The sequence below is a fragment of the Bradyrhizobium sp. 35 genome (genome assembly GCF_023073215.1).
In the GTDB taxonomy this organism is placed as follows: Bacteria; Pseudomonadota; Alphaproteobacteria; order Rhizobiales; family Xanthobacteraceae; genus Bradyrhizobium; species Bradyrhizobium canariense_D.
Window position 1 is genome coordinate 216,349 of record NZ_JADPJC010000108.1, and the last position, 18,781, is coordinate 235,129.

General features: G+C 64.8%; 23 protein-coding genes and 1 pseudogene. 13 read left to right on the forward strand and 11 right to left on the reverse strand.

Annotated elements, in window-relative coordinates; genetic code table 11:
- The first annotated feature begins 24 nt into the window (after positions 1 to 24).
- A complete protein-coding gene (locus IVB36_RS22465; RefSeq protein ID WP_085384438.1) occupies positions 25 to 1,065 on the forward strand; it encodes a phenylacetaldoxime dehydratase family protein in 1,041 nt (346 codons plus the stop codon).
- A 5-nt stretch (positions 1,066 to 1,070) separates the two neighbouring features.
- Here IVB36_RS22465 and IVB36_RS22470 read toward each other — a convergent pair whose 3' ends face one another.
- Positions 1,071 to 1,709 (reverse strand): HAD family hydrolase, encoded by a 639-nt coding sequence (locus tag IVB36_RS22470; protein WP_085351376.1) that lies wholly within the window; start codon positions 1,707 to 1,709, stop codon positions 1,071 to 1,073.
- Positions 1,710 to 1,942: 233 nt separating this feature from the next.
- Here IVB36_RS22470 and IVB36_RS22475 point away from each other — a divergent pair, with 233 nt between their 5' ends.
- Together IVB36_RS22475 and IVB36_RS22480 are read left to right on the forward strand one after the other, a co-directional pair.
- Positions 1,943 to 2,239, forward strand: a complete 297-nt coding sequence (locus IVB36_RS22475; RefSeq protein ID WP_085351377.1) for a hypothetical protein — start codon at positions 1,943 to 1,945, stop codon at positions 2,237 to 2,239.
- Between the two features lie 76 nt (positions 2,240 to 2,315).
- Positions 2,316 to 2,516, forward strand: a complete 201-nt coding sequence (locus tag IVB36_RS22480) for a hypothetical protein (protein WP_018455171.1) — start codon at positions 2,316 to 2,318, stop codon at positions 2,514 to 2,516.
- Positions 2,517 to 2,558: 42 nt separating this feature from the next.
- Here IVB36_RS22480 and IVB36_RS22485 read toward each other — a convergent pair whose 3' ends face one another.
- On the reverse strand, positions 2,559 to 3,599 hold the full coding sequence (locus IVB36_RS22485) for a TRAP transporter substrate-binding protein (protein WP_204513945.1): 1,041 nt from the start codon (positions 3,597 to 3,599) through the stop codon (positions 2,559 to 2,561).
- A gap of 115 nt (positions 3,600 to 3,714) precedes the next feature.
- On the opposite strand from IVB36_RS22485, the gene IVB36_RS22490 reads away from it, so the two are divergent.
- The 4 genes and pseudogenes from IVB36_RS22490 to tsaA all read left to right on the forward strand — a co-directional run bounded on the left by IVB36_RS22490 (position 3,715) and on the right by tsaA (position 6,377).
- Complete coding sequence (locus IVB36_RS22490) at positions 3,715 to 4,659, forward strand: lytic transglycosylase domain-containing protein (RefSeq protein ID WP_162496378.1); 945 nt, start codon at positions 3,715 to 3,717, stop codon at positions 4,657 to 4,659.
- A gap of 106 nt (positions 4,660 to 4,765) precedes the next feature.
- A pseudogene (locus IVB36_RS22495) lies at positions 4,766 to 5,507 on the forward strand (AzlC family ABC transporter permease).
- Positions 5,504 to 5,854: an AzlD domain-containing protein gene (locus IVB36_RS22500; RefSeq protein WP_247392990.1), complete on the forward strand. Its 351-nt coding sequence runs from the start codon at positions 5,504 to 5,506 to the stop codon at positions 5,852 to 5,854. The pseudogene IVB36_RS22495 and the gene IVB36_RS22500 overlap by 4 nt, the downstream one beginning before the upstream one ends.
- Before the next feature lie 31 nt (positions 5,855 to 5,885).
- On the forward strand, positions 5,886 to 6,377 hold the full coding sequence (tsaA, locus tag IVB36_RS22505; protein ID WP_018455166.1) for a tRNA (N6-threonylcarbamoyladenosine(37)-N6)-methyltransferase TrmO: 492 nt from the start codon (positions 5,886 to 5,888) through the stop codon (positions 6,375 to 6,377).
- 109 nt (positions 6,378 to 6,486) lie between these two features.
- Here tsaA and IVB36_RS22510 read toward each other — a convergent pair whose 3' ends face one another.
- Genes IVB36_RS22510 through IVB36_RS22525 form a run of 4 tightly spaced genes read right to left on the reverse strand, consistent with a single transcriptional unit; the run spans position 6,487 to position 9,486 of the window.
- Positions 6,487 to 6,915, reverse strand: a complete 429-nt coding sequence (locus IVB36_RS22510) for an HIT family protein (RefSeq protein ID WP_018455165.1) — start codon at positions 6,913 to 6,915, stop codon at positions 6,487 to 6,489.
- Between the two features lie 52 nt (positions 6,916 to 6,967).
- Positions 6,968 to 8,212 (reverse strand): GNAT family N-acetyltransferase, encoded by a 1,245-nt coding sequence (locus tag IVB36_RS22515; protein WP_204511402.1) that lies wholly within the window; start codon positions 8,210 to 8,212, stop codon positions 6,968 to 6,970.
- A 54-nt stretch (positions 8,213 to 8,266) separates the two neighbouring features.
- Positions 8,267 to 9,013 carry a glycerophosphodiester phosphodiesterase gene (locus tag IVB36_RS22520; protein WP_018455163.1) on the reverse strand — a complete coding sequence of 249 codons (747 nt, stop codon included), beginning with the start codon at positions 9,011 to 9,013 and terminating at the stop codon, positions 8,267 to 8,269.
- A 5-nt stretch (positions 9,014 to 9,018) separates the two neighbouring features.
- On the reverse strand, positions 9,019 to 9,486 hold the full coding sequence (locus tag IVB36_RS22525) for a RidA family protein (protein WP_007611287.1): 468 nt from the start codon (positions 9,484 to 9,486) through the stop codon (positions 9,019 to 9,021).
- A 234-nt stretch (positions 9,487 to 9,720) separates the two neighbouring features.
- On the opposite strand from IVB36_RS22525, the gene IVB36_RS22530 reads away from it, so the two are divergent.
- Both IVB36_RS22530 and IVB36_RS22535 read left to right on the forward strand, forming a co-directional pair.
- The gene (locus IVB36_RS22530; RefSeq protein WP_247370577.1) at positions 9,721 to 10,566 is read left to right on the forward strand and encodes a cell envelope integrity EipB family protein; all 846 of its coding nucleotides are present in this window, start codon (positions 9,721 to 9,723) and stop codon (positions 10,564 to 10,566) included.
- Positions 10,567 to 10,631: 65 nt separating this feature from the next.
- Entirely contained in the window at positions 10,632 to 11,033 is a 402-nt protein-coding gene (locus IVB36_RS22535; RefSeq protein ID WP_007603265.1) for a RidA family protein, read from the forward strand.
- Positions 11,034 to 11,042: 9 nt separating this feature from the next.
- Here IVB36_RS22535 and IVB36_RS22540 read toward each other — a convergent pair whose 3' ends face one another.
- The 3 genes from IVB36_RS22540 to IVB36_RS22550 are packed head-to-tail and all read right to left on the reverse strand — an operon-like array spanning position 11,043 to position 13,047.
- The gene (locus tag IVB36_RS22540) at positions 11,043 to 11,450 is read right to left on the reverse strand and encodes an ACT domain-containing protein (protein WP_085351383.1); all 408 of its coding nucleotides are present in this window, start codon (positions 11,448 to 11,450) and stop codon (positions 11,043 to 11,045) included.
- Positions 11,450 to 12,739, reverse strand: coding sequence for a DNA polymerase IV (locus IVB36_RS22545; RefSeq protein WP_085395620.1), 1,290 nt, complete (start codon positions 12,737 to 12,739; stop codon positions 11,450 to 11,452). Before IVB36_RS22545 ends, IVB36_RS22540 begins: the two co-directional genes overlap by 1 nt.
- A complete protein-coding gene (locus IVB36_RS22550) occupies positions 12,736 to 13,047 on the reverse strand; it encodes a DUF3572 domain-containing protein (RefSeq protein WP_027518410.1) in 312 nt (103 codons plus the stop codon). Before IVB36_RS22550 ends, IVB36_RS22545 begins: the two co-directional genes overlap by 4 nt.
- A gap of 266 nt (positions 13,048 to 13,313) precedes the next feature.
- On the opposite strand from IVB36_RS22550, the gene IVB36_RS22555 reads away from it, so the two are divergent.
- Both IVB36_RS22555 and IVB36_RS22560 read left to right on the forward strand, forming a co-directional pair.
- Positions 13,314 to 13,679, forward strand: coding sequence for a response regulator (locus IVB36_RS22555; protein WP_007603272.1), 366 nt, complete (start codon positions 13,314 to 13,316; stop codon positions 13,677 to 13,679).
- Positions 13,680 to 13,693: 14 nt separating this feature from the next.
- Positions 13,694 to 15,067, forward strand: coding sequence for a PleD family two-component system response regulator (locus IVB36_RS22560; protein WP_247392991.1), 1,374 nt, complete (start codon positions 13,694 to 13,696; stop codon positions 15,065 to 15,067).
- A 241-nt stretch (positions 15,068 to 15,308) separates the two neighbouring features.
- Here the strand turns inward: IVB36_RS22560 and IVB36_RS22565 are convergent, their stop codons facing one another.
- The gene (locus IVB36_RS22565; RefSeq protein ID WP_085384430.1) at positions 15,309 to 15,680 is read right to left on the reverse strand and encodes a hypothetical protein; all 372 of its coding nucleotides are present in this window, start codon (positions 15,678 to 15,680) and stop codon (positions 15,309 to 15,311) included.
- A gap of 282 nt (positions 15,681 to 15,962) precedes the next feature.
- On the opposite strand from IVB36_RS22565, the gene IVB36_RS22570 reads away from it, so the two are divergent.
- Positions 15,963 to 16,154, forward strand: a complete 192-nt coding sequence (locus IVB36_RS22570) for a hypothetical protein (RefSeq protein WP_085386298.1) — start codon at positions 15,963 to 15,965, stop codon at positions 16,152 to 16,154.
- A gap of 438 nt (positions 16,155 to 16,592) precedes the next feature.
- Here IVB36_RS22570 and IVB36_RS22575 read toward each other — a convergent pair whose 3' ends face one another.
- Positions 16,593 to 17,201: a TetR/AcrR family transcriptional regulator gene (locus tag IVB36_RS22575; RefSeq protein WP_085384428.1), complete on the reverse strand. Its 609-nt coding sequence runs from the start codon at positions 17,199 to 17,201 to the stop codon at positions 16,593 to 16,595.
- A 129-nt stretch (positions 17,202 to 17,330) separates the two neighbouring features.
- Here IVB36_RS22575 and IVB36_RS22580 point away from each other — a divergent pair, with 129 nt between their 5' ends.
- Positions 17,331 to 18,569 (forward strand): MFS transporter, encoded by a 1,239-nt coding sequence (locus tag IVB36_RS22580; RefSeq protein WP_247297033.1) that lies wholly within the window; start codon positions 17,331 to 17,333, stop codon positions 18,567 to 18,569.
- Positions 18,570 to 18,781: the final 212 nt, after the last annotated feature.

Here is an 18,781-nt window from a genome sequence, read left to right on the forward strand (position 1 = left end):
GCCGCAATCGAGGGAGGCACGATCATGGAATCCGCAATTCCTCTGCATCTCGAGACGCCGCGCACGCGCCACAAGCGCGTGCCGGACGATTACCAGCCGCCATACCCGTCCTTCGTGGCGCGCTATAAGCCTTCCGTGAACCGGGTCGTGATGGCCTATTTCGGCCTTCAGTATCGCGGCACGGCGGCAGCTGCTGCAACGGACGCTCTCGCCGAAATCGCGGCGCGGTTTGCCGCGGAAGGCGGTCCTTCGCATTGGGACCGGGCGCAATATGTTGATCAGGCAGGCTACGAGAACGTCGTCTCGGTGGCCTATTGGGACGACATTGCGCGGTTCGACAAATGGTTTGCATCGGCGCGCGAGGCCTGGACCGGAGCGCAGCCCGAGGGCATCGGCACGTTCATCGAGGTGCTGCGCCCCACGGTGGCGCGGCACGAGACGCTGTTTTCCTCGCTCGGCCGGCCCGAGGGCGTCGCCGCAATCTCCGGCGGCATGAGCGGCGAGGTGCAGGAGCACGCCTATTGGGGCGGCATGCGCGACCGCATCCCGCTGTCACAGACCGGCCCGATGTCGCCGGGCGGCAATCCCGAGCTGATCCGCGACGGCGCGCGGCTGCGCGTGAAGGCGCACGACAATCTCTGTCTGATCCGATCAGGCCAGGATTGGAGCGATACCGAGACCTCTGAACGAAAGCTCTATCTCGACGACGTCGAACCGGTGTTGCGCGAGGGCATGGATTTCTTGCGCGATGACGGCCTTGGCATCGGCTGTTACGCCAACCGTTACATGCGCGTGCTTGCAGCCGGCGGGGACGCGAGTGAAAAGTCCTACGGTCAAAGCTGGTGGAAGAGCCTGGCGGCGCTGGAGCGGTGGGCGGAATCGCATCCGTCCCACGTCAGGATATTCGGCGCCGCGATGAAGTACCTGTCGACGCTCGGCCCCTCGGCAAAACTGCGGCTCTACCACGAGGTCACCGTGGCTGCTGCCGACGAGCAGTTCTTCGAGTACCTGAACTGTCACGCCAAGACCGGCATGCTGGCGGCGGTGGAGACCGTCGCCGCTTGATAGAGTTAGATCACGCAATGGCCGAGCAGCTCGGGATGCGCGGCGCAGATGTGATGCGCGCCGGCGTCCCGCAGCTCGGTCTCGCTGCCGTAGCCATAGAGCACGCCGATCGCGGTCATGCCGTTGGTGCGGGCGCCGACCACGTCATGGCTGCGGTCGCCGATCATGATCGCGCTGGCGGGATCGACCCTGGCTTCGTCGAGCGCGTAGCGCAGCAGGTCGCGCTTGTCGACGCGCGTGCCGTCGAGTTCGGAGCCGAACACCCGCTCGAAATACGGTTTGAGGCCAAAATGCTCGACGATACGGGTGGCGTAGACCGCGGGCTTGCTGGTCGCCACGAACATGCGCGGTGTTGTCGCGGCAAGCGTTGTCAGCGTGTCCACGATACCGGCATAGGCTTCGTTCTCGAACAGGCCGACGTCGCTGAAGCGCTCGCGATAGAGCAGCAGCGCCCGGTCGGCGAGTTCCGCGCTGCCCGTGAGCTTTTGCAGGCTGGCATGCAGCGGCGGCCCGATGCACCAGGTCAGCTCGTCCTCGCTCGGAACCGCAACGTTGAGCCGCTCCAGGGCGTACTGGATCGAGCGCGTGATCCCGGGCTTCGGGTCGGTCAGCGTGCCGTCGAGATCGAAATAAATGGTCACCATATTGTCGCGCCTGTGTTGATACCGCCGCCTATTGCCAGACCTAAACGAGGCCGGGGGCCAAGGCAAACGCGCAACCATTGTCACGCCGAAAATCGCCTTCCCGATACCGCGTATCCCTTAAAGCTCGCTATTCGCGGGAGGGAAGCGTAGAGTCGCGCCATCACCGCCTTTCCATTGGCATCGACCGGTGACTGAGGGTCACCAGCGCTCCCGCCGACTGAGCAGGAGCGTGCATGACTCGATTTCGTCTGGTCGACTGGATCCGCCGGAGAGCGCTTCTCGTCGCATTGATGCTTGGCACATTGATACTTGGCACACTGTCGCAAGGCGCTGTCGCGGCAGGACCGGACTGCCGGGCGATCGAAAGCACGAGCGGACGTCTCGCCTGCTACGATGCTGCGTTTCCTCCGAAGGAAAAAAAGCCCGCTGCTGCGGAAGGCGATGGGTCCCGTGCTGCCTACAAGGACCCGTTCGTGGCGGAAGAGGCCAGAACCGCGGCGAAGCTGAAGAACATCTGCCGCGGCTGTTGAGGGTTGCTCGTTCGCCGCGCTCGTCGATCAACGAGTCCGGACGAGGGATCGAGACGATTTTTTCAGGAGAGGCCGGATGAGCGAGCGACTTGAAACCCTGAAGAAGGCCCGTGAGCGCATGATCGAGGACAGGGACGCGCATGCGAAAGTGCTGGCCGCCCCCTTTGTGCGCGACACGGCCGAGCGAGCGCGCAACAAGTTTATCGAGATCCAGGCGCTGATTGATGCCCTCGACCGCGCCATCCGGGGCGAAATCCCGGTTGCGGTCAAAAACTAAGGCGGTAGGCAGCGAGACCAGCGGAGCGCCGCTACCGCTCCCTCATTGCTGTCTCGCCCATTCGACGATGGCGGTCGCCTCCGCGCCTGCCCGGGTTTCCCAGGCGGTGATCGCGCCCGTTGCTGCCTTCCGCAGCTCCGTGACAAGGGACGCAGGCGCCGGCTCGGCGATATGGACGCCATTGTCGCGCATGCGCGCATAGTTCTCGATGGTGCGGTGGCTCAATAGCGCCAGCTGGCTCTGCTCAGTCTCGGCCGCCGCCGCCAGCACCTCGCGCTGCATCGGTTCGGACAGTTCGGCAAAGGCGTCGCTGCGGACGAAGGCGATCGAGATTGGCATCGCGTAGTTGATGGCCGTGAAATGCGGCAGGAAGTCCCACAATTTGCGTCCCGCGCCGCCGTCGCCGGAGGTGAGGAAGGCATTCAGCCGGTGTTCCCTCAGTCCGGCGAGCGCCGCATCCATCGGCAGGAATTGCGCGTTCGCGCCGGCTGCGCGCATGACCTCGGTGGAATTGGCATCGTAGGTTCGCAGGTTCAGTTTCGGCAGGTCGTCAGCACCGTCGAGCGACTGCTCCGACCAGAGGCCCGTGGCCGGCCAGATCGTCACATAGAGCAGCTTGAGGCCGCGCGCAGCCAGCGCCTTCTCATAGAGCGGTCGCGCCCGCAGATTGGTGGCCCGGGCGAGATCCACCGATTGCACGAGAAAAGGCAGGGTGGACAATCCGAGCACAGGGTCGAGGCCCGAGAGCGCGCCCGCGAAGGCATCGCCGCCCGCGATCCGGCCGTCCAGCGCCGCGCGCGGCATCTCGCCCGAGTTGATCTTGAGCTGGTTGTCGAAGGCGTTAGTCACGGTCACGAAGCCGTGGGTACGGTCGGAGACGCGGCTGGCGAAAGTCGCCAGCCCAATCCCGGAGATGTTATTCTCAGGGTATTCCGTGGTCATCCGCCAATTGACTTGAGACGCGACTTGAGACGTCACCTGCGCGGCGGCTGGCGCGACGCTCAGGATGAGCGCGGCGAGGACAAGGATCGCGCGGATCCGGTTGGCGGGGTAACGCATTGGGAGAAGCAGGTCAGGCAGCATAATATTGGCGACCCGTCGAACCATGGCACGATGCCACAACATTGTTGATCACACTGTCGCATGCCGCGCCGAGGCGCGCTACCGCCGTGCCTGCGCGCGATGGGTGCAGATTGCGATGTGCATCATCTCCGCGCTGCTTGTCTCGTCGACCCAGGCCGCGGCATGGGACAGTTCGCCCGCCAAGACCGACGTTGCCATCCCAAGCGTCGAAGAACTCGCTGTGCAGCCGGAGAAGCCCGGTGCGCGGGAGAGCGACACGCGGGAGTCGATCTGCCTGATCATCGAGGCCGCGGCGCGCGATGCCAATCTTCCGCTGGAGTTCTTCGCCCGCGTGATCTGGCAGGAAAGCCGCTTCCAGACCGATGCGGTCGGGCCGGTGACGCGCAGCGGCGAGCGGGCGCAGGGGATCGCGCAATTCATGCCGGGCACCGCGAGCGAGCGCGGGCTGCTCAATCCCTTCAATCCGGTGCAGGCGCTGCCGAAGTCGGCGGAATTCCTGAACGAGCTGCGCAACCAGTTCGGCAATCTGGGGCTGGCGGCGGCCGCCTACAATGCCGGGCCGCGCCGGGTGCAGGAATGGCTCGCCGGCACCGGCGGCATGCCCGAGCAGACCCGCAATTACGTTCTTGCGATCACCGGCACGAGCGTCGATGCGTGGGCCAAGGCAGGCGCGACCGGCAAGGGGCCGCCCAGCGTGCCGCCGACGAGCTGCCGCGATCTGATGGCGCTTTTGAAGCGCGCGCCGAATGCCTTCGTCGCCGAGCTCGAGCAGCATGTGGAGCTTGCGGCTGCAAAGGTCTGGGGCGTGCAGCTCGCCGCGGGCTTTGACCGCAACCGCGCGCTGGCGATGTACTCCCGCGCGGTCACGCGGCTGAGCGCCGTGATCGGCGAACGTGATCCGAGCCTGCTCAGCTCGGTGATGCGCAGCCGCGGCACGCGCGCCTTCTACCAGGTGCGCATCGGCGCCGATACGCGGAGCGAGGCGGATGAACTCTGCGGTCGCATCCGCAAGGCCGGCGGGGCGTGCTTCGTGCTGAAGAATCGCGGTGTGAGCGGGTAGGGCATCTGTCCCAGCGTGCATGCCAGCCCCGCCGTGCGCTTTCTTGACGCGAGGCGCCGCATTGCCCGTTATGCGGGCACGATTCCTCATCCGGCCAAGACTCCCCGTGGCGCTTCCTCCGCTCAATTCACCTCAATGGCAAAGTCCCTGGCGCGCCTTTGCGTGGGGGCTGCGCTCGATCACGCAGACCATCCTCACGCTCGTGCTGTTCGTGACCTATCTCGGCATCGGCGCGCTCGCCCACGACACACATTTCAGCCTGCTCTGGGCGCTCTGCTCGACGCTGTTCGTCTGGGCAGGTCCGGCGCAGATCATCCTGATCACCACGCTTGGCTCCGGCGCGACGATCGTCCAGTCCGCGATCGCGGTCACCGTCAGTGCGATCCGGCTGTTTCCGATGGTGGTCTCGGTGCTGCCGTTGATGCGCACGCCGACGACGAAACGGCGCGAGCTGTTTTTCGCGGCGCATCTCACCGCGGTGACACTGTGGGTCGAATGCCATCGCTTCCTGCCGCAGGTACCGCGTGAACGCCGGATCGCCTTCGTCAACGGACTTGGCTTCGGTCTTGTCTCGGTGTGTCTCACCGTCTGAGTCAGATTGGCGGCAAGGAAATAGCCGACCGCATTGGCGCTTGGCGCGGCGATCCTTTTGCTGACGCCGCTGTCCTTCCTGTTCTCGACCGCACGCAACAGCCGCGAGCTCGCCGATGTCGTCGCCCTCGCGCTGGGCATATTGCTGTATCCACTGGCCGCGAAGATCAATTCCGGCCCTCGACATCCTCGTCAGCGGGCTCGTGGCGGGCACGATTGCCTATGGCGCGCATTGGTGGCGGGAGGTGCGCGCATGAGCTTTGCGCAGCTCATCGGCGACTGGCACGCGCGGGCGGTGCTGTTCGTCGCCGGCGTTGTTCCCAACCAGATATGGCGCATGCTGGGCCTGTGGTTCGGCGGCGGCATCGACGAGGGCTCCGAGCTTCTGGTCTGGGTACGGGCGGTCGCCACGGCGACCCTGGCCGGCGTCATCGCCCAGATCGTGGTCGAGCCCCCCGGGGCGCTTGCGAGCGTGCCGGACGCCCTGCGCTACGGTGCGGTCGGCGCCGGCCTCGTCGTCTTCCTGCTGGCCCGCCGCTCGATCTTCGCGGGCGTGGTCGCGGGCGAAGTCTTCATGCTGGCCGGCAAGTGGTGGTTGGGCTAAAACCGCCGGCGAACAGCAGGGAATTGGACATATGGTTCGCGAAAACCAGCTCCGCGAGGGTGAAGTCTCCATCGAGCTGCCGCCGACGCAAGATGCCGGACTCGTCTTCATCGGCCGCATCCGCACGCCCTGGAGCTCGCGGATGGAGACCCCGCGGCAGGGCCGGACAGACGGCCCGATATGTCGGCTCGAGATCTTCGAGCCGTTCGTGCCGGCGATCAAGGGCGTCGATTTCTACAGCAATCTCGAAGTGCTTTACTGGCTCGACAAGTCGCGCCGCGACATCGTCCTGCAAAGCCCTAAGAACAACGAGAAGACCCGCGGCACGTTTTCGCTGCGCTCGCCGGTGCGCCCTAATCCGATCGGCACGTCGATCGTGAAGCTGGTCGGCATCGAAGGCAACGCGATTCTGGTGCGCGGGCTCGATTGCCTCGACAACACGCCGCTGATCGACATCAAACCAGATCGTTGCGAGTTCACGCCGCTGGCCGCCCCGCAGCCGGGAGATTTTCAGACGGAGTGAAGTGTCTCCTCCGTCATTTCGAGGAGCTCTTGCGACGAAGCAATCCAGACTGTAGCCGCGGAGGCAGTCTGGATTGCTTCGCTGCGCTCGCAATGACGAGTGGAGAGCGTCAGCCCGCCTTCAACGCCGCGATCAGCTTGGTCGCGTTCTCTTCCAGCACCTTGACGTCTTCCTTGCGGCTGGCGGGCGGAAGCATCGCCACGCCGTCGTGGCGCGGCATCACGTGCATGTGGAGATGAAACACCACCTGTCCGCCGGCCGCCTCGTTGAACTGCTGCACGGTGATGCCGTCGGCCTTGAACGCCGTCATCGCTGCGGCAGCGATTTTGTGTGCGCCGCGGGCGACGTGGGCGTAGTCGTCCGGCTTGATGTCGAGGATGTTGCGGGCAGGAGCTTTTGGAATCACCAGCGTGTGGCCCGGTACCCGCGGCATGATGTCGAGAAAGGCGAGCACGTGCTCATCCTCGTAAACCTTGTGGCAGGGGAATTCACCGCGGAGGATCTTCGCGAAGATGTTGTCGGGGTCGTAGGCGGTCATGGCGGCGGCTCCCTGGAATTTTGCGCTTACTGTCACCAGCCGCAACGAACCGTCAAGGCGCCTCGTCGGCGCCTTTGCGGAACGGGCCGAGCTCGGCCAGCTCCCGTCCGGCTTCCGCAACATAGGCGCGCTCGCGCTTGAGGTAATCGTCGATGGCGCGGCGCAAGCCCGGATCAGCGATGAAGTGAGCGGAGTGGGTGGTCCGCGGCAGGTAGCCGCGTGCGATCTTGTGCTCGCCCTGCGCGCCGGCTTCGACATTCGCCAAACCGCGTTTGATGGCGAAGTCGATCGCCTGGTAATAGCAGACCTCGAAATGCAGGAAGGGATGATGCTCGACCGCACCCCAGTTGCGGCCGAACAGCGTGTCCGAGCCGATGAAGTTGATCGCGCCCGCGATCCAGCGATCGTTGCGGCATGCCATGACCAGCAGCACGTCCTGGCTCATGGTTTCGCCGATCAGCGAGAAGAATTCCCGCGTCAGATAAGGGCGGCCCCATTTGCGCGAGCCGGTCTCCATGTAGAACATGAAAAACGCATCCCAGGCATCCTCGGTGATCTCCTTGCCCGTGAGGCAGTGGATGGTGACCCCGGCAGCCAGCGCATCGCGCCGTTCGCGCTTGATCGATTTGCGGTGGCGGGAGTTCAGCGTCGCCAGGAAATCGTCGAAACTCGCAAAGCCTTCGTTGTGCCAATGGAACTGCTGGTCGGTGCGCTGGAGGAAGCCGTGCTCGGCGAGCAGCTTCCACTCCGCCTCGCGGGCGAAAGTGACGTGCACCGAGGAAGCCTTGCTGACACCGCACAGCGCCACCAACCCGCTCGCCAGCGCTTCCATGATGTGCTCGCGGTCAACGCCGTCGCGGACCAGCAGCCGCGGTCCCGTCGCCGGCGTGAACGGAACCGAAACCTGCAGCTTCGGATAGTACCGCCCGCCGGCGCGCTCATAGGCATCGGCCCAGCCGCGGTCGAAGACATATTCGCCTTGCGAGTGCGATTTCAGATAGCAGGGCACGACGCCGGCGACGCGACCGTCGACCTTGGCCACGAGATGCCGCGGTCCCCAGCCGGTGCGGATCGTGGCCGAACCCGATTTCTCAACGGCCGATAAAAACGCGTGGGAGACGAAGGGGTTATAGCCGGGCTTTGAGAGGCCGAGGGAATCCCCTGGAAGTCCGGATGAGGTTCCCTTGCCATGCCCATTACAAGACTTGCCGCCGGGATTGGCGCAGGCGTCCCAGTCGTCCGGCGATACTTCGCCAATGGAAGGTACGGCCTCAAGGGTGATTTCGGATGGTGCCATCGTGCCCAAGATCGTGCATTGCAGCAGCGACTTCAAGAGTGGGAAACATCAAGCCTAGGGTACGAAGCCCTCGAAGATCATCTGATCCGCATATTGCGCGACCCGCGTCCGCTGCTCGGTCGTACGCACGGTCCAGCCCAGTAGAGCGCAGCCGAACACATTGCGGGCGATCCAGAGGGCGGGGGCGGGCAGGTCGTCGACCCTAAAGGCGACGAACTGCGGCTGGGTCTGAAAACCATGGCGCAGGTACAGCATGCTGTCGCGCTGCTGCTGCGTCAGATGAGCCCAGTAGTCGTCCTGATAGCTCCGTTGCGCGACGATGCCGCGGGGGCGGGATGGCAGCAGCTCGCGCAGCGCCAGCACCTGGTCCGGGTCGAACGACATGCCGACCGCGGGGCCATCATAGGACGCGAGCACTTCGGCCATCCGCTTCACCAGCTTGCGGTCGCGGTCAAAACGGCTCTTAACCTCGATCACCAGCGGCACGCGGCCGCCAACAAGGGCGCAGAGGTCGCTGAGCGACATCATCCGCTCGGCCGTGTCCTTGAACGTGAGCGCCTTCAGTTCAGTGGCGGTTTTCTCGACCAGCGGGCCGGTGGCCTCGGTCAGGCGGCCGAGCGCATGGTCGTGATGCACCATGGCCTCGCCGTCGGCGGAGAGCTGGATGTCGACCTCGATGGAGAAATTGCCCGCAATTGCAGCCTGCACCGCGCCCGGCATGTTCTCGACGATGCCGCGGGAAATGTCGTGCAGGCCGCGATGGGCGACCGGGCGGGCTGTCAGCCAATCAGGAGCGCGCATTCGCCTCAGGCGACCTCAAACACGCCTTCGACCTCGACCGCCGCATCCGCGGGCAGGGAGGCGACGCCGACAGTGGTGCGGGCATGACGGCCCTTGTCACCGAAGGCGGCGACCATCAGGTCGGAGGCGCCGTTGAGGACCTTCGGCCCGTCCAGGAAGTCCGGCGCCGAGTTGATGAAGCCGCCGAGGCGCACCACGCGCACGACCTTGTCGAGGTCGCCCAGCGCCGCCTTGACCTGGGCCAGCAGATTGACGGCGCAGCCGCGGGCGGCCGCGGCGCCGTCTTCGATGGTCACGCCGGCGCCGAGCTTGCCCTTGGCGATCAGCTTGCCGGCGGGATCGAAGCAAACCTGGCCGGAGACGAACAGCAGATTACCGGTGCGCACGAACGGCACGTAGTTTGCCACGGGGGTGGGGGCCTCGTGCAGCTTGATGCCCTGTTCCGCCAGCTTCTGCTCGACCGTGCCCGCCATGTCCGACCTCGTTGTCCAAAAATCCATCCGCCCCGGCGCATCCCTTGCAGGCCGGGCGGGCCCTGTTTCGCCCATCGTGCCGCCACATGCAAGCAACCGTCGGGGGTGGCATTTTGTTGAGGCAGGGCAGGAGGTTCAACGCAAAGGCCGCAACTTTACGTGAAACGGCCTCAGTTGCGACGCAATGGAACGGTCATTAAAATGTCGAATCTGCGCTTTCCTCAGGAACCAGACATGCTGCACCTTTTCTGGACTTCGCTCGGTGTGACGGCGCTCGCGGCGGCCGCTCTCGGCCCCGGAGGCGGGGCGTTGGCCGCGAACGGTCCGTTTCTCGCGCATCAGGCGCTCTATGATCTGAGCCTGGTGAAATCGCGCTCGAATTCGATCAACAGCGCGCGCGGCCGCATCCTCTACAATTTCACCGGAAGTTCGTGCGAGGGCTACACCTCCGAATTCCGCCAGGTTTCCGAGCTCGACAGCGGCGAGGGCAAGGTCACGCTCAGCGACCTCCGCTCCAATTCCTGGGAGGACGCCGGCGGCAAAAGCTACCGCTTCAAGATCGAGACGCGGATGAACGAGGCGGATGCCGGCCGGGTCGACGGCTCGGCTGAGCGCGACGGCGACCACATCAACGTCAAGCTGAAGCTGCCGGCCCCGAAGAGCTTTACGCTCGACGGCAAGATCGTATTCCCGACCGAACAGATCCAGCGCATCATTGCCGCCGCCAAGGACGGCAAGTCGCTGCTCGAACTCTCCGTCTATGACGGCTCCGACGATGGCCAAAAGGTCTACAACACGCTGACCGTGATCGGCCAGCCGATCCCCGCCGAACGCGAAGGCTCGCCCGATCCCTCGACGTCCGACGAGCACATGAAGTCCCTCAAGCGCTGGCCCGTCACCGTCAGCTATTTCGATCGTGAGGCCCAGCAGAAGGAAGGCGAGCAGACGCCGGTCTATGCGATGGCGTTCGAGCTCTACGAGAACGGCGTCTCGCGCCAGCTTGTGCTCGATTACAACGATTTTGTGATTTCGGGCGCGATGGGCAAGTTCGACGCGAAGGACAGCAAGCCCTGCAATTGAGGGCTGGCCTGCAACGCGGTCTCTGGCTACGCTCCTCCCAACCACAAACATCCGGGAGGCTCGTCATGCCCAAGCTCGATCATCTCCGTCCCAGCGGCCTGCATCACAATCCCGCCTATTCGCATGTCGTCACCGCCACGGGGGCGCGGACGATCTACATCTCCGGCCAGGTGTCGGTGGACGAGGAGGGGCGGATTGTCGGCGAGGGCGATCTCGCGGCGCAGACCACGCAGGTGATGCAGAATCTCGGGCATGCGCTGAAGGCGGCCGGCGCGAGCTACGCCAACATCGTGAAGATCACGACCTTCGTCGTGAACTACAAGCCGGAGCTGCGCCCGATCATCGGCAAGGCCCGCTCGGCCTTCTTCGAAGGTATGGAGCCGCCGGCGAGCACGCTGGTCGGCGTCTCGGCGCTCGCCGCGCCGGAATGGATGATCGAGATCGAAGCGGTGGCTGTCGCGGATTGAGATCTTTCGCTACAAGTGTGTTGCGTTGGACATCTCTCGCAGAAGAACCATCGCGTCGTCGGCCCTGTCTGCCGGCACAAACAAATGATCGTGGTGAAACGCCGACACGGCGTTCACGCTGATGCCGGCTGCGGCGAGACGTGCCGTGATCGCCGCCAGGAAGCCGACCGCATCGAGTGCGGAGTGAACCGTCAGGGTGATCAGGCACGATGCAAATGCGTGGCGTAGTCCTGCCGCTTCGGCCTCTTCGCGCAGGAGCACCAGCGTCGTTCCTTCCTGCTCGCAAAACGTCAGCAGTGGACTGAGCGCTGCGGGAACTGGCTCGTTCGTCGGGATCGTGCAGAACACGAAGATGCCCGGCCGCATCTCCGGCTTCATGTGTCTCAGCAGTGCGTGGAGGTCGCGTTCGCCTGTCATCACTCCTGCGCCTTTTCCGGCCCCTCATACGCGATGCCGCGGATCACTGCGGCGCTGCCGAATTTCTTGCGCAAGCTGTCCACCGCGCGCTCGGCATGGGCGGCGCGGCGGTCGAGCATGTCGGTGTCGTCGGCGACTGAACCCTCGCGCAGGGCGCTGACGCCGGCGCCCATCAGGCGGAAGGCGGTGCCGTCGATCTCTTTCGCCAGCATCTCGCGGCAGATCGAGAAGATCTTCGCGGCAAGCTGCGTCGGGGCCGTGATCGACTGCGAGCGGGTGCGCTGGCGGAAATCGGCGGTCTTCAGCTTCAACGTGACGGTCAGGCCGGCGAGCTCGCTGCTCTTAAGGCGAGACGACGTCTTTTCGCACAGCCGCCACAAAATCTTCTCCAGCGTCGCGAAGTCCCGGATGTCGGTCTCGAACGTCGTCTCGCTCGAAATCGTCTTGGCGCCCCGATCGGGCTCGACGCGGCGGTCGTCGATGCCGCGCGCGAGTCGCCACAGCCTGCGGCCGTCACTCGGAAACTGCCGCATCACCTCGATCTCGTCGGCCTTCTGCAGGTCCGCGATGATGCGGAAGCCGCGTTGCACCAGACGCTCCTGCGTCGCGGGTCCAACGCCGAAAATGAAACCGACCGGCTTCTCCGCCAGCATCAGGCGCGCTTCGTCCTGGTCGAGCGCAGCAAACCCGCGCGGCTTGTCCAGGTCGGAGGCGATCTTCGCCAGGAACTTGTTGCAGGAGAGGCCGACCGAGACGCTGATGCCGATGTCGCGCTCGATGTTGCGTGCGAACCGCGCCAGCACCTTGGCCGGGATCATGCCGTGCACCCGCTCGGTGCCGGAGAGATCGAGGAACGCCTCGTCGATCGAAAGCGGCTCGACCAGCGGCGTCAGCGCTTGCATGGCCTGGCGCACCTCGCGCCCGACCCGGACATATTTCGCCATGTTCGGCGGGATCACGGCTGCATGCGGGCAGGCTTCCAACGCCTTGTACATCGGCATGGCCGACCGCACGCCGTAGGTGCGGGCGATGTAGCAGGCGGCCGACACCACGCCGCGCTTGCCCCCGCCGATGATCACGGGCTTGTCGGCGATGTCGGGATTGTCGCGCTTCTCGACGGTCGCGTAGAAGGCGTCGCAGTCGATATGGGCGATGGTCAGGCTTGCGAGCGCGCGGTGGCGGGCGAGGCGGGGGGAACCGCAGGCGGAACAGCGCCGCACGCCCATATCCAGATCGGCCGAACAATCCCGGCAGAAGCAGCGGGGCCCGGCCGTCTCCAAGGAGGTCACGGCACGTCGCGCTCCCAATTGGGGTCGCCGAGCGCGTCGCCGAGAACCTGCCGCGCTGCGGCAACGTTGGTCGGATGCAGTTCCGCCGTGCTGGCAAAAGCCTTCACGGTGGCGTCGTCGCGCATCACGAAATCGAGCACGCTCAGCAGGAAATTGGGGTCCGAGGCGGCATTGCGCAGCATCTCCGGGCCGACCCCTGTCTCGGCCAGGAACAGGCCCAGCCGCTCGGGTTCGCCCGCGACGAAAGACAGCGCCTGAAGCGCAACGATTTCAGCGACTTCGCGCGGGTTGTGAACAGGCTTTTTCACGTGGCCGGTTTGCCTTTCCGTTAACTTTCGGTGTCTACTTTGGGGCCACCATGCCCGAGTCTCGTTTCCAAGTCTCTTGCCCAGTCTCTTACCCAAGTCTTGCGACCCCCGACAAGCAACTGGAAACCACATCGCAGAAAGTCGGCCCTCGGGTTTAACGAAACTCAAGCGAATTCGAGGCTAGTTTGAATCCAGTTTTCGAAGCGCCGGCGACCGGCGCCTGAGGCGTCACATGCATCGGTCTGCGGACCAATCAGGAGGGCGGGATGGCTAAGACCGTCCTGATCGTGGAAGACAACGAGCTCAACATGAAGCTCTTCCGCGACCTGTTGGAGGCGCACGGCTACCAGACCACCGGCACCAGCAACGGCTACGAGGCGCTCGACCTCGTTCGCAAGATGCGGCCCGACCTCGTGCTGATGGATATCCAATTGCCGCAGGTCTCGGGCCTGGAGGTGACGCGCTGGATCAAGGACGATCCGGAGCTGCGCAGCATTCCCGTCGTCGCCGTCACGGCGTTCGCGATGAAGGGCGACGAAGAGCGCATCCGCGAGGGCGGCTGCGAGGCCTATTTGTCCAAGCCGATCTCGGTCGGCAAATTCATTGAGACGGTCCGACGTTTCATCGGATAGGAAGTGAGTTCACAGTGTCCGCGCGTATTCTCGTCGTCGATGACGTCCCTGCCAACGTCAAGCTGCTCGAAGCCCGCCTGTCCGCCGAATATTTCGACGTGATGACCGCCGCGAACGGCACCGAGGCGCTGGCGATCTGCGCCCGCGCCGAATGCGACATCATCCTGCTCGACGTCATGATGCCGGACATGGACGGTTTCGAGGTCTGCCGCCGGCTCAAGACCGATCCGGCCACGCATCACATTCCCGTCGTGATGGTCACCGCGCTCGACAGCCCGTCCGACCGCAACCGCGGGCTGGAAGCCGGCGCCGACGATTTCCTGACAAAACCCGTCTCCGATGTCGTGCTGATCGCGCGCGTGCGCTCGCTGACCCGGCTGAAGATGATGACGGACGAGCTGCGCATGCGCGCCATCACCTCGCTCGAGATCGGCATGCAGGCGCCCGAGCGCAGTGCGATCTCCGACACCGGCAAGGGCGGCCGTATCCTGCTGGTCGACGACCGCCAGTCCTCCTATGAGCGGCTGGCGACGATCCTTGCCGCCGAGCACACCATCAACGTCGAGCCGAACCCGACGGAGGCGCTGTTCCACGCCGCCGAGGGCAATTACGATCTGCTGATAGTCTCGCTCGACCTCAACAATTTCGACGGCCTGCGGCTGTGCAGCCAGGCGCGCTCGCTGGAGCGCACGCGGCATGTGCCGATCCTGGCGATCGCCGACCCCGAGAACGCGACGCGGCTGCTGCGCGGGCTCGAGATCGGCGTCAACGACTATCTGCTGCGTCCCATCGACAAGATCGAGCTGCTGGCGCGTGCCCGCACCCAGATCCGCCGTCGCCGCTACACCGACCATTTGCGCGACAACGTGCAGAATTCGATCGAGATGGCGATCACCGACGCGCTCACGGGGCTGCACAATCGGCGCTACATGGAGAGCCATCTCGCGACGCTGGCCGAGCAGGCCGCAACGCGCGGCAAGCCGCTGGCGCTGATGATTCTGGACATCGACTACTTCAAGTCGATCAACGACAATTACGGCCACGACGCCGGCGACGACGTGCTGCGCGAATTCGCCGTGCGGGTGCGCAAGTCGATCCGCGGCATCGACCTTGCCTGTCGCTACGGCGGCGAGGAATTCGTCATCGTGATGCCGGAGACCGATCTCCACGTCGCGGGCATGGTCGCCGAGCGCCTGCGCCGCTCGATCGCCGGCGAGCCCTTTGCGATCCACAAGGGCACCAAGCGCATCGAGGTCACGATCTCGATCGGCCTGACCACGCTGGAGCAGAAGGGCGAGGCGGTTGGCGACGTGCTCAAGCGCGCCGATACCGCCCTGTACCGCGCCAAGCACGACGGCCGCAATCGCGTGGTGTCGCACGCGGCGTGAGGCCGCTGGCACACGCCCGCGTAAAAAAACGCGAAAACAACCCCATGCACAGTAGCCGACACTAGTCGGATCAATGGCTTACGTCGGCTGCAAAACGGCTGATGCGCACAGCATTGCCGTTTGACTCGTCGGGCAAAACAGGAGCATCCTGCTAGCATCCAACATCCACAAACTCTGCTGTCATCCCGCTAGCGAGGAATCCGGCACGCCACGGCGAACAAGCGGGCGTCCACCCTTCAGGTCAGGGAGGATAGGGCTCCGACCATTCTGCCTTGGCCAGGGCCGCGCCCGTGCTGGACTTCGCGATGACCTCATAAGTGTACAGGCCGGAATTGCAGGGGCCCCAGGTTCGCAAGCTCTCCGGCTTCACGATGTTGTCTGAAGGAAATGGGATCTCCTGGCCCCCCATCTCGTAGTTCTTCTCTCTGCGAAACTTGACGACGATCGTGCGCGTGCCGGGCGGAACACTCTTCATCTTGATTTCGGGATTGGGAAAGACGGTGGTGCAGGGCCGCGGAGGTCCAAACGTGAATTGGATCTTCATCTCGTCGGCCCAGGCCGGGGTGCAGATGATCAGAAATGAAATTGGCAGCAACGACGAAAATCTAATCATGGGCACGCCCCAAAAAAAACCAGTGTATCGGCAGGGCCGCCTGATGCCAAGTTTACTCCATGTCTCGCCCTCGCAGCCCTAGGCCTCGTCCACTCCCTTCAGGACGTCACAGAAAGGGCCCGCCGTAGCGGGCCCTGTGGAGATGGAGAAAGTCCGGGTCACTTCTGATCGACGTTGCTGGTCCCTGAACCGGGCGTACCGATCGGCAAGCCGTTCGCCGCATGACCGACGCCAACACCCGGCGCACTGACGGCTCCTGGAGTTTGATCCTGTGGAAGCGTCTTGATCCCCGTTCTTGCCTGCTCCGCGGGGCTCATCTGGTTCTTGTTGTCGCTGTTGGCGCCGTTGGTGGACGTGATACCGGACCTGTCGGTCCCGTTTGGCGTGCCCGCCTGTGTCGATCCTGACGCGGTGTTGCCCGCGCCGGTGGTGGTCGGTGTGCTCGCGGTATTCCCGTTCGGCGTCGGGGGCTGAACGTTCGGGTTGGTTGGAGAGTTGTTGGTGTGAGCGCCGGTTGAGGTTCCGTTTGTGCCCATGCCGGATGGCGCCGAGTGGCCTCCATTGGCGGCGCCAGACGTGCCAGTGCCTGCGCCTGAGCTGGCGGATGATCCGGACGCGCCGCCGCTCGCAGCTGCGCCACCCGCGCCTCCGCCGCCACCACCTCCGCCGCCGCCTTGTGCGAAGACGGGAGCGGCAACAGCGAAGGACAGTGCGGCTGTAAGAAGAAGCGATTTTCGATTCATGACCTTCTCCGGTGTAAAGAAGGTCAACTACGCCGAAATGACGATGGTTCCTCTCAGTCCACTCGCTTCAAGAGATCGAAGGGTGAAGCACGGCAAACGGACCTTGCGGTGCGTGCTTTCCGATCCGTACTTCTTGCGGCGAGCGGCGGGTTCTGATGTTGCAGCTGCTTCAGGGATGCCGGGCCGGCCGCTTGCCTCGCTTCACCGTAGTCTGATCTCCCACCGTCACCCCCGCATTCCGCAGCAGCACCGTCGCCGCTTCCTTCGCGGCGCGGGCCATTGCGGGGTCGTCGCGGACGAGGTCCTGCGCGATCGAGCCGTCGACCAGCAGCACAAGCTGCGTTGCGAGTGCCTCTGCGTTCGCAACGCCGAGCTCATTGAGGCGATCGCGAAACCAGGTGCGGCGGCTTTCCTTGAAGGCGATGGCAATCTTCTTTACGGCGCGGTCCGCCGGGCCAAGTTCGGCGACGGCATTCACGAACGGGCAGCCGCGAAAATCTTTTGCGGCGAAGCGGCGCTCCAGCGAATCGAAGGTGGCGAGGATCTGCTCGGCCGGGGGCTTGTCGGAGGGGCGGGGCTGCACGAAGCGGCGCTCCAGGTAGGCGGCGATCAGCGCGTCCTTGGAGGGGAAGTGGTTGTAGAGCGTGCGCTTGGAGATGCCGATCTCGGCCGCGATGGTGTCGACGCCGATGGCGCGAATGCCCTGAAGATAGAACAGTTTGTCGGCGGTCTCGAGAATCCGCTCTTTCATCGTCTGTGGGGCGGGCGGGGGAGCCATGCGGCGGTGAATGTCCTGTTTGCTTGACAGCGCACGCTATTCATAGCCTAAGTACACAGGTCTGTGTAACCAAAATCAACTGATATTGCAGACGACGGCGCTCGCGCCGCGCCGATGAGGGAGACAAAAATGCCCCTGTTGCAGGTCCTGCGCCCGACATTGCCCATCCTGATCGGCGCCTCGATCATGCTGACGCTGAGCATGGGGCTGCGGCAGAGCCTCGGCATCTTCATGCAGCCGCTGACCCACGACATCCATCTGTCGATCTCCGATTTCACGCTGGCGCTGGCCGTGCAGAACCTCGCCTGGGGCTTTCTCCAGCCGCTCGCCGGGGCAATGACCACGCGCTACGGCTTCCGTCCGATCATGATCGCAGGCTCGTTCATGTACATCGCGGGCCTGGTGCTGATGGCAACCGCGAACGGTCTCGTCGCCATCATGATCGGCGCCGGCGTGCTGATCGGCACCTCGCTCGCCTGCACCGCGGCGGCAATCGCGATGTCGGTGGCGGCGCGCGCGGTGCCCGCGACGGTGCGTTCCACCGTGCTCGGCATCGTCTCCGGCGCGGGCTCGCTCGGCGCGCTGCTGTCAGCGCCGATCGGGCAGATGCTCAACGAGGGCTTTGGCTGGCGCATTGGGCTGGCCGGCTTCGTGGTGATGTCGGTGCTGATGATCCCGGCGGCCTGGTATGCCGGGCGCGTCGACGCGGTCCCGCTGCCGAAGCCCGCGACTGACGAGATCGTCGATGCCACGGCGATGATTGCAGCGAAGACCGCCTTCGGCAATGCGTCCTTCGTGGTGATGACCTGCGCCTATCTCGTCTGCGGCATGCAGCTCGTGTTCCTCACCACGCACCTGCCGTCCTATCTCGCGATCTGCGGCCTCGATCCGATGCTGAGCGCGCAGACGCTCGGGATGATCGGCGGCTTCAACGTGCTCGGCTCGCTGTTCTTCGGCTGGGCCGGCCAGCGCTGGAACAAGCTGGCGCTGCTCGGCGGCATCTACGTCCTGCGCTCGCTGGCGCTGGCCTGGTACTTCATGTTGCCGGCGACGCCTGCCTCGACCTTGCTGTTCGGCGCAATCATGGGCTTCCTGTGGATGGGTGTCGGACCGCTGGTCGCGGGCGCGGTTGCCGAGATGTTCGGCCTGCGCTGGCAGGCGATGATCCAGGGCCTCGCCTTCATGAGCCACCAGATCGGCAGCTTCCTCGGTGCCTACGGAGGCGGGCTGCTCTACGACGCGCTCGGCTCGTACACGATGGCCTGGCGCATCGGCGTCGCGCTGGGGCTGGCCGGCGGCATCATCCAGGTCGCGTTTGCGCTGATCCGGCCGTCGCAGCCGCCGGCGCCGGTGTTGCGGACGGCGTAGGCGAGGCGTCCAGCGGCTTGAGCGAACTTCGTGGAGCGCGGCATCATCAAACGGAGTGGTACCGCTGCCCCGATCAGTGCCCAGCGCCGCGCCCAATTTGGGACTTCCGTAATTGTGAAGGGTTTCGGATGCCGGCCGCATGATTGACGGCGCGGCACATTCGGGCGGCCGGCGTCCGAAAGCCTCCAAGGGAGGAAACCGCGCATGGTGGG

Coding starts and splice junctions, on each gene's coding strand:
- IVB36_RS22465 (WP_085384438.1), top strand. CDS start 25: ATGGAATCCGCAATTCCTCTGCATCTCGAGACGCCGCGCACGCGCCAC.
- IVB36_RS22470 (WP_085351376.1), bottom strand. CDS start 1,709: ATGGTGACCATTTATTTCGATCTCGACGGCACGCTGACCGACCCGAAG.
- IVB36_RS22475 (WP_085351377.1), top strand. CDS start 1,943: ATGACTCGATTTCGTCTGGTCGACTGGATCCGCCGGAGAGCGCTTCTC.
- IVB36_RS22480 (WP_018455171.1), top strand. CDS start 2,316: ATGAGCGAGCGACTTGAAACCCTGAAGAAGGCCCGTGAGCGCATGATC.
- IVB36_RS22485 (WP_204513945.1), bottom strand. CDS start 3,599: ATGCTGCCTGACCTGCTTCTCCCAATGCGTTACCCCGCCAACCGGATC.
- IVB36_RS22490 (WP_162496378.1), top strand. CDS start 3,715: ATGTGCATCATCTCCGCGCTGCTTGTCTCGTCGACCCAGGCCGCGGCA.
- IVB36_RS22500 (WP_247392990.1), top strand. CDS start 5,504: ATGAGCTTTGCGCAGCTCATCGGCGACTGGCACGCGCGGGCGGTGCTG.
- tsaA (WP_018455166.1), top strand. CDS start 5,886: ATGGTTCGCGAAAACCAGCTCCGCGAGGGTGAAGTCTCCATCGAGCTG.
- IVB36_RS22510 (WP_018455165.1), bottom strand. CDS start 6,915: ATGACCGCCTACGACCCCGACAACATCTTCGCGAAGATCCTCCGCGGT.
- IVB36_RS22515 (WP_204511402.1), bottom strand. CDS start 8,212: ATGGCACCATCCGAAATCACCCTTGAGGCCGTACCTTCCATTGGCGAA.
- IVB36_RS22520 (WP_018455163.1), bottom strand. CDS start 9,013: ATGCGCGCTCCTGATTGGCTGACAGCCCGCCCGGTCGCCCATCGCGGC.
- IVB36_RS22525 (WP_007611287.1), bottom strand. CDS start 9,486: ATGGCGGGCACGGTCGAGCAGAAGCTGGCGGAACAGGGCATCAAGCTG.
- IVB36_RS22530 (WP_247370577.1), top strand. CDS start 9,721: ATGCTGCACCTTTTCTGGACTTCGCTCGGTGTGACGGCGCTCGCGGCG.
- IVB36_RS22535 (WP_007603265.1), top strand. CDS start 10,632: ATGCCCAAGCTCGATCATCTCCGTCCCAGCGGCCTGCATCACAATCCC.
- IVB36_RS22540 (WP_085351383.1), bottom strand. CDS start 11,450: ATGACAGGCGAACGCGACCTCCACGCACTGCTGAGACACATGAAGCCG.
- IVB36_RS22555 (WP_007603272.1), top strand. CDS start 13,314: ATGGCTAAGACCGTCCTGATCGTGGAAGACAACGAGCTCAACATGAAG.
- IVB36_RS22565 (WP_085384430.1), bottom strand. CDS start 15,680: ATGATTAGATTTTCGTCGTTGCTGCCAATTTCATTTCTGATCATCTGC.
- IVB36_RS22575 (WP_085384428.1), bottom strand. CDS start 17,201: ATGGCTCCCCCGCCCGCCCCACAGACGATGAAAGAGCGGATTCTCGAG.
- IVB36_RS22580 (WP_247297033.1), top strand. CDS start 17,331: ATGCCCCTGTTGCAGGTCCTGCGCCCGACATTGCCCATCCTGATCGGC.